Here is a 13,919-nt window from a genome sequence, read left to right as displayed (position 1 = left end):
ACTATGATCGATTACGATTAACATCGAAAATCGGTCATAGCCTATTCTTTTAAAGTTTATTTGGGAATTAACAATCGGCTCACAGACTACGGTAAATGTTCACAGCATTTTCAACTGTAAAGCCATATTCTTGGAAGACTTTATCGCCTGGTGCTGAAGCGCCCCAAGTATCAATGGTTAATGTTTTACCAGTTAGACCGATATATTTACCCCAACCGAAGCTCGTACCCGCTTCAATGACCATGCGTTTCGTCACGGCAAGTGGTAAAATTTCTTCTTTGTAAGCAGCTGATTGTTCATCAAAGATATTTTGAGCAGGCATTGAGACTACACGTACATTCGTCCCGTCGTTAGCAAGCTCAGCTTGTGTATCAATGGCAAGTTTCACTTCACTACCTGTCGCAATGATGATCCCATCAAGATCAGCATCTTTTTGCTCAGGTGAAATGATATAAGCACCAAAGTTAACACCTGCTTCAGCCAGCTCAGCTGTACCTGGTAAAACTGGCAAGTTTTGACGTGTCAAAATCAAAGCCGTTGGGCGTTTCGTTTCAGTTACTGCACGACGCCATGCTGCAATCACTTCATTACCATCCGCAGGACGAATGACGTTAAGGTTTGGCATTGAACGGACACTTGCTAATTGTTCAACTGGTTCATGCGTTGGGCCATCTTCACCGACAGCGATTGAATCATGTGTCAAGACGTAAACAGTAGGGATATCTTGCAAGGCAGCCATCCGAACAGCTGGCAATAGATAGTTTGAGAAGACAAAGAATGTCCCGCCATAAACACGTGTCCCACCATGAAGGGCAATACCGTTCATGGCTGCTGCCATAGCAAATTCACGCACACCAAACCAGATGTTGCGACCAGCATAATTTCCTACTTCAAAATCACTTTCGACTTTGACCATGGTATTATTTGAGGCAGAAAGGTCAGCTGATCCACCCCAAAGGTTTGGCATTTGTGCTGATAATTTTTGAATCGTTTCTTGTGACGTCACACGGCTAGCAGCTGATGTACCAAGCTCATACTTAGGTAAGTCAAGCTCAGGTGTGACATTGCTGAAAGCATCCGCATATTGTTTGGCCAACTCTGGATAGTCTTTGGCATAGGCATCAAAAGTTTCGCGCCAAACTTGCTCAAGGCTTTCGCCACGCGCACGAAGCGTTTCAAGGAAACGTTGATTCACTTCTGCAGGGACTGTAAAGTCAGGGTACTCCCAACCATAGTTTTTCTTAGCAAAAGCGACACCATCAGGGCCTAATGGCGCACCATGGACACCCGAAGTCCCTTGTTTTTCAGCACCAAATCCAATGACTGTTTTAACTTCAATAATCGTTGGTTTATCAGTTTCAGCTTTGGCACGTGTAATGGCTGCTTCAATTTCTTCTAAATCATTGCCATCTTTGACCAAAATATGTTGCCAGCCATATGACTCGAAACGCATTTTAATATCGTCTGGGAATGATTTTGAAGTTGGGCCATCCAATGAAATGTCATTGCTATCGTATAGCAAAACAAGTTTACCTAATTTGAGCTGAGCTGCGAGAGATGCGGCTTCTTGCGAAACACCTTCCATCAAATCGCCATCACCATTGAGCGCATAGGTATAGTGGTCAACGATTTCGTAGCCAGGACGGTTGTAAGTCGCAGCCAAATGTGCTTCAGCCATCGCAAGACCAACAGCGTTAGCAATCCCTTGACCTAGCGGCCCAGTCGTTGCTTCAACACCATCTGTCCAATCCACTTCTGGATGACCTGGTGTCTTACTTTGCCATTGACGGAAGTTTTTGAGGTCGTCAATCGTCACATCATAGCCTGCCAAGTGCAAAAGCGAGTAAAGCATGGCAGAACCATGACCTGCAGAGAGGACAAAACGGTCACGGTTTGACCAATCACGGTGCGTCAACGGATTGACATTTAGAAACTTACTCCAAAGGACGTAAGCCATAGGTGCAGCACCCATCGGAAGTCCAGGATGACCTGAATTTGCCTTCTGGATGGCATCGATAGACAAAGTGCGAATCGTATTGACCGCGAGTTGATCAGTGTTGTCAAAAGTCATGTTGGGATAGCCTTTCATTTTTTCAAGTTAATAAAATTATACCATATTTTTTTACAGAATTTTCCGAACAAGGTTTTAAATTTACCTTCTTTTAAATTCTGAGAGTTTACCATAAGTCGTTTGATAATGCGTGAGTAAGTCAGTATAGAGTGCTTCTAGTTCACGGTAAGTAGATAAATGCTCTGTTAAAGGGGTGTAGACTGCTCGCGTCGTCACAAGTTGAGTCACCTCATCAAAACTTGCCATGACCCCCAGCGCTTTTTGCGATAGAATTACGGCAGCTAAACAGCCAGCTTCTTGACTATCTGGGATATGAATCGGCATGTCAAAAATATCAGCCAAAATTTGTAGCCAGATTTCAGAGTTGGTAAAACCACCCGTCGCTTGAATATGTTTGAGTTCACCGACGACTTCTTCAAGTGCAACTGCAATCGCATGTATATTATAGCTGATGCCCTCTAAAACGGCGCGGGTCATTTCTGCCTGACCGTGTTCATAGCCTAGGCCGAAAAAAGAGCCCCTTGCCGTCGCGTCCCAAATCGGTGCGCGTTCACCACCTAGGTAGGGATGAAAAATCAAGCCTCCGCTCCCCGCTGAGATGCTTGCCGCCATTTGTGTCATGGTATCCAAAGTAATTCGATCGTCAAAGATCTTTTCTTTCAACCAAGCCAGCACCGATGCACCCGAATTTGTCGCACCGCCAACAACCCAATGGGTTTCATCTAGGGCATAGGTAAAGGTCCTCATCTTTTCGTCAACAATGGGTCGATTGGTCATGACACGAATAGCGCCTGATGTGCCAATGGTCAAGGCCGCAATGCCGGGTTGAATGGCAGCCACGCCGAGATTGGACATAGGACCATCAGCTGCACCCCAGACAAATGGCGTTTCTGGTGGGATGTGCATCATCTGAGCATCAGCTAAGGATAAGCCCAATTCAAAGGCATAAGGCGAGACGATCTCTGGCAGCTGATCCAGCGATAACCCTAGCAAGTCCAAAATATCTTGATCCCACTGTTGCTTTTCTAAATGATAGAGGCCGGTTGCGCTAGCAAGCGACAGATCAAGCTTGTAGACACCAAACAAGCGATGAAAGACATAAGTCTTGATGTCCATAAAATGATCTGCCGCTTGAAAGAGATCTGGCTGGTCGTGCTTGAGCCAGTGTAATTTTGATAAAGGAGACATGGGTTGAATAGGTGTGCCAGTTCTCATGAAGATATTATGTCCCTGATCGGCATTTCGTAAGGCGGTTGCTGCGGCATTAGCACGGGTATCTGCCCAAGTGATCACGCGCGTCAAGGGCTTGAAATCACTGGTTGTAGCAATCAAAGAATGTTGCTGAGCTGAAAACCCAATGGCACACAGTTTATCGGCAACTGTCAATTTCTCAGAAACCGCACGGATGGTACCCACGACCGCATCAAAAATGTCTTCTGGTGCTTCTTCAGCCATTCCTGACGGATCCCGATAAAGCGTATAAATGATTGATTGTGTTGCTACTATCGTCCCTGATTCTGTATATAAGACAGCCTTCGTTGCTGTCGTTCCCATGTCAATGCCAATCCAATAATCCATGTTTTTTCCTTTAGTTTATTTGTACCTTTATCATATCATATCATATCAGCAAGTTCGTGCAAATCTTTACCGATGCCTAAAAGATTGAGCTGTGCTAGTTCTGCATCGGAAAAGACTTTATCAAAACTACAATCAGGTACAAGAAAGACTTTCAAACCTGCTTGTGTCGCAGAAAAGGCGCCAGTAAAAGAATCTTCTACAGCGATAGCCTGAAACTCATGGACACCTAATTTCGAGAGTGCAGTCAAATAGGGATCAGGTAGTGGTTTATGTTTCATCACCTCATCTCCAAAAATTTTAACATCAAAATAAGCTAGTAAACCTGCATTTCCAAGCAAAGGCAAGGCTCTACTACTGACAGTCGAGCTAACAACTGCAAGTTTCAGACCTTTTTTCTTGGCTACCTTTAAGACTTCAGGAGCGCCAGCTTTGATTGGTAGCTGTCCTTCGGTCATTTGTTGTAAAATATAGGATTCACGTGCCTCACGAATTTCTGATACCATGGCTGCGCCAAATTCTGCTTCTAGCATCGTCCGAGTTTGTAGCCAAGAAAGACCTGACCAAGCGTCAATGTCGTAGGCATTTTTATCAATCCCCATCTTTTCAAAAGCATAGAGCCAACCATCCCGATAAGTATGTTCCGTATCAAGCAAAAGACCATCTAAGTCAAAGCAGATTGCCCTTAGATGATGTTTGCCATGTTGATTTTTTTCTTTTTAATAACCGTCATCTTCTTTCCGTATTATTTTCAAGTGATGCTAGTAAATCTGAGATTGGTTCCTGAATCCCCAAGTCAAATGATGAGCTACTATCAAAAAGCTTATATTTGTCAGCGCTTCCATCTCCTCAAATTATACTGAATTAACCAGTATAAAGCAAACTTGTCTGGTGGGATTTACTCAATGTGATACTATAATAAAAACAGTCTTTCAACTCAATAGTGCCGAATGATAGCATTTTTGTCAAAATAAATCATCTTACTTAACGATCTATCTAAAATCTAAATTTATGGGTAGATCAGAATATGACTATAAAAAAAAGATGCCAGAATTTAACTTCTAGCATTCACTTTTTTTGTGTTTGGTGTTTATAAAGTATCTCGCAAGCCTTTATCAAATTGTGCTTTTTTCGCTTTTTCTGGTGTGATGTCGTTGCCTTCAGGATCTACGACCTTGATTGACTCGACATTGTGGCGCAAGCTAGATTTAACGCCAGAAATATAGGCTTGACGGAGTTCAGCCTGCTCGACTTTCTCAGCTTCTGTGAGGCCTTCTGCTTTTTTCTTGCGGGCAAGTTCATTAATTCTTGCGATATCTTGAGGTGTTACCATTTATTTCCTCCTCGTATGTTTAGTCTTGATTATTTGGTGTTAATCAAGGTGAAATCAGCGATTTGTCCTGCTTTTCCTGAAATATCAGCAAGCAAGCTCAAGCGGTTATTTTTAAGGGCTTGATTGTCTATCATGACCATGGTATTATCAAAGAAATCACTGATTGGTGCTGATAAGGCGAATAAATCACTGATATTTTGTGTGCTGTCGTCTGTCAATGTCAAGGCTTGGTTAGCTGCAAATAAAGCTTTTTCAGACGCATTTTCAAAGAGGCTTTCGTCAAGTGCTGGTGCTGCTTCAAGTTTACTTGCCAAGTTAAAGACACGCGACAAGTTTTCGACTGATGTTTTAAAGTCAGCATCACTTGTTTTCGCATCAATGGCTTGAGCTGCAGCTCTTAAACTTGCCACATCAAGCGAATCAGTCGCTAATACTGCTTCGATAATGTCATAGCGTGCTGTGCCTTCAAGCATCTTAGCCACACGACCGTTGATAAAGGTCATAACGTCAGCTTTGCGGTCATAACTGAAACCATTCAAGTCTAGTGTATAAAGTTCGTCAATAAGCGAGTCTAGCTCGATGTCCCATTGTTGTGCTTCAATGATTCGTAAAATCCCTGCTGTCGCACGACGAAGGGCATAGGGATCGTTTGAACCGCTTGGAATTAAGCCAACGGTAAAGAAGGCTAAAATTGTGTCCAGTTTATCTGCGATGGCAAGGACAGCACCAATCTCAGTTTGAGGCAGGTCACCGTCAGCTGATGTTGGCATATAATGTTCACGAATACTTGCTGCGACTGCTGCATCTTCGCCTGCAAGTCGGGCATATTTTTCACCCATGACACCTTGCAACTCGTCAAACTCACCGACCATTCCTGTTAAAAGGTCAAATTTGTAAATATCAGCAGCTCGATCAAGTTTTGCATCGTAATCTGCTGGCAAATTAGCTTGCTGACGTAATTTCTCAGCGATCAGCTTCACACGTCCCATATGGGCATGGACTGAACCGATTTTTTCATGGAAAGTGACTTTTTTGAGTTTCTCAACCAAGTCAGAAATTTTAAGTTTTTGGTCTTCACGCCAGAAAAATTCAGCATCTTCAAGACGCGCAACTAAAACTTTTTGGTTCCCTTTAGCAACATTTTCAATGTGCTCAGCATTCCCGTTTCTGACTGAAATGAAATGCGGTTGGAGATTACCAGCTAAATCTCGCACTTCAAAATAACGTTGGTGTTCGCGCATCGATGTGACCAGGACTTCTTCAGGCACTTCCAAATATTTGGCATCAAAATCACCAACGAAGGCTGTTGGATATTCTACTAAATTATTGACTTCTTCTAAGAGGCCTGGTTCTAGGTAAATCTCCCAGCTATTTGCTTTGGCAATCGCTGCAATTTGTGCTTGGATAGTTGCTTTACGAGCGTCTGCATCTGCTACGACGAAAGCTTGTTTCAGACTTGCTTCATAATCTGACGCATTTTCTAAAACAATTGTATCGTCGAATAAGAACCGGTGGCCGTGCGTGACGTTGCTCGCTGTGACGTCGAGCAGGTCAAATGGCACGAGGTCTGTGTCGAGCAAGCTGACGAGCCACTGGATTGGGCGGACGAAAAGGAAGTTATTGTTGGCCCACTTCATGTAGGTCGAGAAGTTCATTTTGCTGATGACGTCGCTGCCGATTTTTGTCAAAATATCAGCTGTTACGATGCCAGCGATGTGTTTATTGGCGTAGTAATAATCGCCTTTTAGGACCAAATCATCTGGTGTGACACCTTGACCACGCGAGAAACCTTGGATGGCTTTTGACCAGTTGCCTTCTGCATCTTTGGCAATTTTGGCTGATGGGCCTTTGACTTCTTCGTCGATTGATGCTGAAGCATCTGCTAGACCATTGACCAAGACAGCCAAGCGGCGTGGTGTTGAGAATTTAGTGACACTTTCAAAGGTCACGCGGTTTTCTGTCAAAAAGTCTGCCACACGCGTTGCCAGTTGTTGAGATGCAGCACTTACAAGGTGCGCTGGCATTTCTTCTAAGCCAATTTCAAGTAAATAGTTTGCCATTATTTGTCACCTCCAGCAACTTCTGCATATTTGCCATTTTCTCCCAGATATTTATCGCGTAGTTCTGAATCTTTTAAGAGTGGGAAACCAAGTTTCGCGCGCTCATTGATGAAAGTACGCGCCACTTTACGTGCCATCGTCCGCACACGGTGCAAATAACCCGCACGCTCAGTAACAGAAACTGCACCACTCGCATCTAGCAAGTTAAAGGTATGACTTGATTTCAAGATGAAGTCATAGGCCGGATGCACGAGACCCAAATCAAGTAATTTCGTCGCTTGCGCTTCATAAGTATCAAATAGCGTCAAGAAAGTATCCGTTTCGATCTCCTCAAAGGCAAATTTAGAATGTTCGTACTCAGGCTCCGTAAAGATATCGCCATAAAGCACGCCATTACCCCACTCTAGATCATAAACTGACTCAACCTCTTGGATATAAGACGCCAAACGCTCAAGACCATACGTGATCTCAGACGTCACAGAATCGACTTCAATCCCGCCGACTTGTTGGAAATACGTGAACTGCGTCACTTCCATCCCGTCCAGCCAAACTTCCCAGCCAATCCCAGCAGCACCCATTGATGGGTTTTCCCAGTTATCTTCAACAAAGCGAATATCATGCTCTAGGGCATTAATGCCCAATGCTGCTAAACTATCTAAATAGAGCTGTTGGATATTTTTAGGTGAAGGCTTCATCACCACTTGGAATTGGTGGTGTTGGAACAGGCGATTTGGGTTTTCCCCATAGCGACCGTCTGCTGGGCGACGTGATGGTTGCACATAGGCAGCGTTCCACGGTTCTGGACCATTGGCACGTAAAAAAGTATAAGGCGACATAGTGCCTGCCCCTACTTCGTTATCGTAGGCTTGCATGAGATTAGCACCTTGCTTACTCCAAAATTCTTGGAGTGTTAGGATGATTTCTTGAAATGATAGTTTGTTCGACATAATTCCTCCATTATGACTGTCTTGCCATTTAAAATGTTGCATAGAACACAAAAACGCCCTGACACTCAACACACATTGTGTTCTAGTATCAGGACGCCTTATCGACGCGGTTCCACCTGAATTCTTGATTGCTTTATCAATCAAGCGCTCATATTCAATTCAAGCTCCACCCGCGCCACTTGGTTTCATTGCTTTATGATATTTTAACAAATTTACGCTTGTTTGTCAAAATTACCCAAGATAATTATCTTATCCTGATTATTTTCTTTATCATTTCCCCAACTTTTCCAAAATAGCAAAGGTATTATTCACATAATAGTCAACAGCAACAGGAAGTGTCTCATCTTTAACTGTCATATCTGAAAAATGGAGGCCTGGGCTTCCTGGTGCATTACTGCCAATGAAGGCAAAAACGCCTGGAATATGCTCTTGGTAGGCTGCAAAATCCTCACCTGCATTTGACAATTCAGGCACCACGACATCATCATGCCAACGACTTGTCTCATCAAATAGAAAGCTAGACAATTCTGGATCGTTATAGGTCACATTAGTCCCTAAAATCCAGTCAATCTCAGCTGTCACCCCATAAGCTTTGGCAACATGTTCAACGATGTCATAAAAACGCTGTTTAGCAAGTAGGCGATCAGCTTGATTGAAGGTCCGAATCGTCCCCTCAAAAATGGCAGTATCCGGCAAAACATTCCATGTATTACCTGCTGTCATATGTGTAACAGAGACAACAACAGCACGTTGCGGATCCATATTACGCGACACGATTTGCTGTAAGCTCGATACAATCGCACTGGTCGCCACAATACTATCCACCCCTTCATGCGGATAGGCTGCATGGGAACCGACGCCCGTAACGGTCACGAAAAATTGATCAACTGCAGCCATGACCCCTTTGGCACGGATCCCAATCTGACCAACAGGTAAAGTCGGCATATTATGGTATCCGATGATGGCTTGGACATCTGACAAAATACCTGTATCTAAAACTTCACTTGCACCAAAATGTGCTTCTTCAGCATGTTGAAAGATCAGTTTGACCGTCCCCTTTAACTCAGCTTCACGCTGTTTCAAAATTTTGGCAGCGCCTAACAGACTAGTTTGGTGCAGGTCGTGACCGCAAGCATGCATGACACCAGCATTCTTAGAGGCAAATGATAAGCCAGTATTTTCTAAAATCGGGAGCGCATCAATATCTGCACGCAAGGCAATCACAGGTTCTCCCTGACCAACTTGAGCCACCAACCCCGTTTTGAGACCTATCTCTAAAATCTCAATATTTAAGCCCTCCAGATAGGCTTTAAGATAGGCTGTCGTTTCAAATTCCTGACCTGATAACTCAGGATTTTCATGAATATGATGGCGGATGGTAACGAGTTCGTCATAGTGGTCTGCTGAAATGGTCATCTGTAGCTCTTCCTTTTCTGTGTCATTTATCCTCAAAATAGAGATAACTTTCAGTCCATTGTATCATGTTTGAGTAGCTTTTAACAAAGAAATGGTCTAGTCCACCCTTTTGCCAAACAAAATACCGTGACGCTTATTTGGCATCACGGTATTTAGCTTATTTTATACCTGCTAAACGAATCAGGGCCATATCCATAAGGAATTTCTTATCGGCTTGACCTGACTTGATTCTGAAATCGATATCAATCAACTGTCGCAAGGCTTGAGCCAAAAATGCCTTACTTCTGGCACGCGCTGGCCCAACCAAAAATTTCAAACGAAAAGGATTGATTTTCAAAAACTCAACCAGCTGGCGGTCAGTATAGTGCTTATCTAGCAAAAGCTTGATTTGAAAATACAGCCGAAAATTAGTGGTCAAAATCGCCAGCAACTTAATCTCATCTTCTCCCTGCAACACCAGATCAGCAACCAAGGCTCTGGCTTCGACTAATTTCGATTTCAAGATCAAATCCGTCAGGTCGAAAATGTTGTCAGATAGGGATTTAGGGACTGCTGCTTGGACATCGTCAGGCGTGATCGCTCTGTCATCCGCATAAGTTTTAACCATCTCGATATTCTGTCTGATGATGGCGAAGTTAGCATTTGACTTTTCAATGATTAAATTGATGATATTAGGTTGCAAACCTGAATCCGTTACAAAATACTTGGTCAAATCATTTAACTTCAGATCGGTTGCTTCCAGGTCAAAAGCGAGTTTTTTGAGTTTCTTAACAATCCGACGTTTTCCGTCCAACTTACCATGAAAGATAAAGATGACCTTGGTTGTCTCAAGTGGATTATCCAGAAAACTTTCCAAACGGGTTAACTGCTTTTCAGTTAAGACTGATTTTTTAGTAGTCGTCAAATCCCAAAGATTTTCAAGGACGACAAGCATGCCGTCCCCAAAAAAGGGGAGGCTTTCTAATTCTTCGAGGGCTAGATTGGGATCAGACTCGGTCATGTCGAAATAGGCCTGAGATAAGTCAGATGGGTCAAAGCCGACTTTCTGGAAGATCTGTGTCTTCAACTCAGAAATGATATCGTCATTTTCCCCTGAAATCACAGTGAATTGAGGCAGGTTGTCTGCTGATACTCGAGATAGCTCATCAAATACTGTCATGAGAACCTCCATTTTCCAAATCAGCCGCAGGCTCGTCCAGATGAGCAACTAGAACCTTTCGTGGTTTCGTTCCTTCAGCTGGTGTAATGATGCCGGCTGCTTCTAGCTCTTCCATGATGCGGGTTGCTCTGTTAAAGCCTGTCGATAAGCGACGTTGCAGCATAGAGGCTGAGGCTTTTTGACTTTCGATAACGAGCTGTTTGGCTTGCTCAAATAAGGGGTCGCCAGAGTCGGTAGCACTAGCTCCACCGTTGCTGTCAAAGTTTCTAGCATCATCTTCTGCGACTTCACCTGGGTCAAAAGTTTCGTCATATTCTGCACTGGCTTGGTTTTTGATGAAATCAACGACGCTTGCCACATCATCATCAGAGAGGAAGGCGCCTTGCAAGCGAATCGGGTGATTTTCGTCAATTGGTTTGAAGAGCATGTCACCGCGACCGAGTAGTTTTTCAGCACCATTACTGTCGATGATCGTCCGTGAATCGGTCCCAGATGAAACGGCAAAGGCAACACGACTTGGGACGTTGGCTTTGATCAAGCCGCTGATGACATCAACAGAGGGACGCTGTGTCGCAAGGATCATGTGAATCCCAGCCGCACGCGCTTTTTGTCCAATCCGGATAATGGCATCTTCGACTTCTTTAGAAGCGACCATCATCAAGTCGGCCAACTCATCCACGATAACGACAATGAGTGGTAAGGTTTGCTGTTTTTCCTGATTTTCAGCGTTGAATTTTTCGACTTTAGCGTTGTAGCCTTCGATATTACGCGAACCGACACGACGGAAAAGTTCATAGCGATTTTCCATTTCGTCCACAACCTTTTGCAAGGCTCTTGCTGCCTTACGTGGGTTGGTAACCACTGGAATGAGAAGATGGGGAATGTCGTTATAAACATCTAACTCGACCATTTTAGGGTCAACCATGAGAAACTTAACCTGGCTCGGAAGAGCTTTCATCAGGATACTGGTGATAATGCCATTGACCGCAACTGATTTACCAGATCCTGTTGAGCCTGCAACTAAGATATGAGGCATTTTGGCGAGGTTGAAAGTTTTAATCGAGCCGTCAACTGCTTTCCCAAGTGGGACTTCTAATAAATCCTCTGGGTTAGTCTGCGCATTTTCCCACATCTCACGAAAGCCAACCATGGCAACTTCAGAGTTGGGGATTTCAATCCCGACAACTGATTTACCAGGGATTGGCGCTTCGATTCTGACATCTTTTGCGGCTAAGGCTAGAGCTAAGTCGTCTTGGAGATTCAAAATACGACTGACTTTTACACCGGTAGCCGGTTTGATTTCATATTTTGAAACAGATGGTCCAACGACAGCCGATTCAACTGTTGCTTGGATCCCAAAACTTTTAAAGGTTGTTTCAAGTATTTTAATATTATGTTGAACATTTTTACGTTCATTAGTCTGATTTTTGATTGGTGTTGGCGCAAGCAAGGAAGCCTCTGGTAATTGATACCGAGACATTTCCTGTGTTGCTGTGAAATCGATGGGCAGATTATCATCGACTTCATCTGCTTGTGTCACGTCATCCGTTGGCGCTTCTGGCGTCAAAATTTCACCTGTTTCAGGTTCGTAGTCTGGCATGACGATCTCAGGTTCTTTGTAAGGTAGGACGTCATAGTCACTCGGGGCCGTTAGTTCTTCTGGCGCAATACTTGCTACTTCAAGTGCTTGAGTTGCCGCAGCTGCTGCCTCTTCTGCAACACGCGCTTCCTGACGTCTTAATTTTTCTGCCTGACGTTTGACATGATGATCTGCTGAGCCAGCTTTAAGCTTGGCAAAAATAGCCTGCCAAAATTGGGGTGATAAAAAGTACACCCCTGGTAAAAGTAAAAATCCAGCGATCAAATAAACGCCGATGACTGAAAATAAGAATTTCAAAGGTGAATAGATAGCATGTCCAAGCATCCCTGAACCTACAAATTCACTCACTTTCAGTTTAACAAGCTGACTGGAAACCAGAGCCCAGGTGTGGTTAGTGCCGATTACTTTATCAAAATGCGCTTGGAAGCCTAGCACCATTGACACAAAGATTAAAATCAGACCGATGACAGATTTACGGTGTTCTGATGAGAATTCTTTTTTGAAGATGGGGAGGATGATCATAAGGATGCCAGCGACGATTACTGGATAGGCGAGACTGCCAACTGCGATACGAATCAAATTATAGAGCGAAATTCCGACCATTCCGAGACGTGTTGCAGCAAAGATCAGCAAAAATAAGGCAACAAACAGAGCGACGAGTTTTCGTCTTTCTGCTTGTTCAGCCTGTGCCTTTTTAGATATTTTCCTATTTTTTTGTGTTTTTTTCTGAGTTTTTTTAGCCATAATTACTTTAATTATACCATAATTTGGTATACTAATTGTATGGAAAATATAAACAAGACATATCATGCGATGGCCTTTTTCGATCTTGACGGCACACTGTTGAACAAGCAAAGCCAACTTGATGAAGAAGTCATTCAAGCCCTCCACCATATTCGCGACAACGGTATCTTACCTGTGATTGCCACAGGCCGTGGCCATTTTGAACTCGACAATCTCATGGCTCAGTCCGGCATCACTAGTGCTGTGGCCATGAACGGCCAATTCATCATCGTTGAAGGGGAAACAATTTACCACGAGCCAATGACGGTGGCAAGTATCGATAGGCTGAAAACATTAGCGGACGCAAGAAATCAATCCCTTGCTTTTTATGATAAAGACAGTTATTGGGTTTCTGAAATGACAGATCTTGTCAAAGATGCCTATGGCTATACTGATGCACCACTACCAGTCGTCAACGATACACGCTATCTAACAGATGAAATTAATATGCTCCTGATTTTCAGCGACCAAGCATCTGACGTGACCTACTATCAAAATTTGGTACCTGAATTTAATTATTTCAAAAACACACCTTACTCGATTGATATCATCAATGCCGGATCAAACAAGGGAACAGGGATTAAAAAAGTTGTCGAATTGCTTGGTTTTACAGGTGAAACTTATGGTTTTGGCGATGGCCCAAATGACCTCCATCTACTCGAAGCTGTTGACCATGCAACTGCTATGGGAAATGCTATAGATGACCTCAAAGCCATTGCTGACTTTGTCTCAACTGCTAACACCGACCACGGTATCATCAATGCTTTTAAACATTGGGGTTGGCTATAACCATCCAAAAAAGGCTGGGACATTTTGTCCTAGCCTTTTTCAAATAATAATAGCAGTTTTACCAATTTCGCATTGTTTCCCAGATAGAATACCGATTTGGTATAGAATCACCAAAATTTGATACAAAAAAAGGCTATGAAGGATTTCTAGTGTTAATAGAAATCCTTCATAGCCTTTTTTTTTAGA

General features: G+C 43.4%; 10 protein-coding genes. 1 reads left to right on the top strand and 9 read right to left on the bottom strand.

Annotation, left to right across the window (positions count from 1 at the left end; genetic code table 11):
• Window positions 1–79: 79 nt before the first annotated feature.
• From tkt to LRA01S_RS01505, 9 genes are all read right to left on the bottom strand, one after another.
• Window positions 80–2,071 carry a transketolase gene (tkt, locus tag LRA01S_RS01545; protein ID WP_061773946.1) on the bottom strand — a complete coding sequence of 664 codons (1,992 nt, stop codon included), beginning with the start codon at window positions 2,069–2,071 and terminating at the stop codon, window positions 80–82.
• Between the two features lie 81 nt (window positions 2,072–2,152).
• The gene (locus LRA01S_RS01540) at window positions 2,153–3,649 is read right to left on the bottom strand and encodes an FGGY family carbohydrate kinase (protein WP_061773890.1); all 1,497 of its coding nucleotides are present in this window, start codon (window positions 3,647–3,649) and stop codon (window positions 2,153–2,155) included.
• 35 nt (window positions 3,650–3,684) lie between these two features.
• Entirely contained in the window at window positions 3,685–4,326 is a 642-nt protein-coding gene (locus LRA01S_RS01535; protein WP_061773889.1) for an HAD family hydrolase, read from the bottom strand.
• A 410-nt stretch (window positions 4,327–4,736) separates the two neighbouring features.
• Window positions 4,737–4,979 (bottom strand): DUF896 domain-containing protein, encoded by a 243-nt coding sequence (locus LRA01S_RS01530; RefSeq protein ID WP_061773888.1) that lies wholly within the window; start codon window positions 4,977–4,979, stop codon window positions 4,737–4,739.
• A gap of 29 nt (window positions 4,980–5,008) precedes the next feature.
• The gene (gene glyS / locus LRA01S_RS01525) at window positions 5,009–7,039 is read right to left on the bottom strand and encodes a glycine--tRNA ligase subunit beta (protein ID WP_061773887.1); all 2,031 of its coding nucleotides are present in this window, start codon (window positions 7,037–7,039) and stop codon (window positions 5,009–5,011) included.
• Entirely contained in the window at window positions 7,039–7,989 is a 951-nt protein-coding gene (glyQ, locus tag LRA01S_RS01520) for a glycine--tRNA ligase subunit alpha (RefSeq protein WP_061773945.1), read from the bottom strand. Before glyQ ends, glyS begins: the two co-directional genes overlap by 1 nt.
• Before the next feature lie 267 nt (window positions 7,990–8,256).
• Window positions 8,257–9,402, bottom strand: coding sequence for an amidohydrolase (locus tag LRA01S_RS01515; protein WP_061773886.1), 1,146 nt, complete (start codon window positions 9,400–9,402; stop codon window positions 8,257–8,259).
• A 157-nt stretch (window positions 9,403–9,559) separates the two neighbouring features.
• Entirely contained in the window at window positions 9,560–10,561 is a 1,002-nt protein-coding gene (gene holA / locus LRA01S_RS01510; RefSeq protein WP_061773885.1) for a DNA polymerase III subunit delta, read from the bottom strand.
• Window positions 10,548–12,905 (bottom strand): FtsK/SpoIIIE family DNA translocase, encoded by a 2,358-nt coding sequence (locus tag LRA01S_RS01505; RefSeq protein WP_096824021.1) that lies wholly within the window; start codon window positions 12,903–12,905, stop codon window positions 10,548–10,550. Before LRA01S_RS01505 ends, holA begins: the two co-directional genes overlap by 14 nt.
• 39 nt (window positions 12,906–12,944) lie before the next feature.
• Here LRA01S_RS01505 and LRA01S_RS01500 point away from each other — a divergent pair, with 39 nt between their 5' ends.
• A complete protein-coding gene (locus LRA01S_RS01500; protein WP_061773884.1) occupies window positions 12,945–13,733 on the top strand; it encodes a Cof-type HAD-IIB family hydrolase in 789 nt (262 codons plus the stop codon).
• The last annotated feature ends 186 nt before the right edge of the window (window positions 13,734–13,919 follow it).

The sequence above is a fragment of the Pseudolactococcus raffinolactis NBRC 100932 genome, assembly GCF_001591765.1.
Classification (GTDB): Bacteria; Bacillota; Bacilli; order Lactobacillales; family Streptococcaceae; genus Pseudolactococcus; species Pseudolactococcus raffinolactis.
This window is presented reverse-complemented; position numbering and strand designations above follow the sequence as displayed.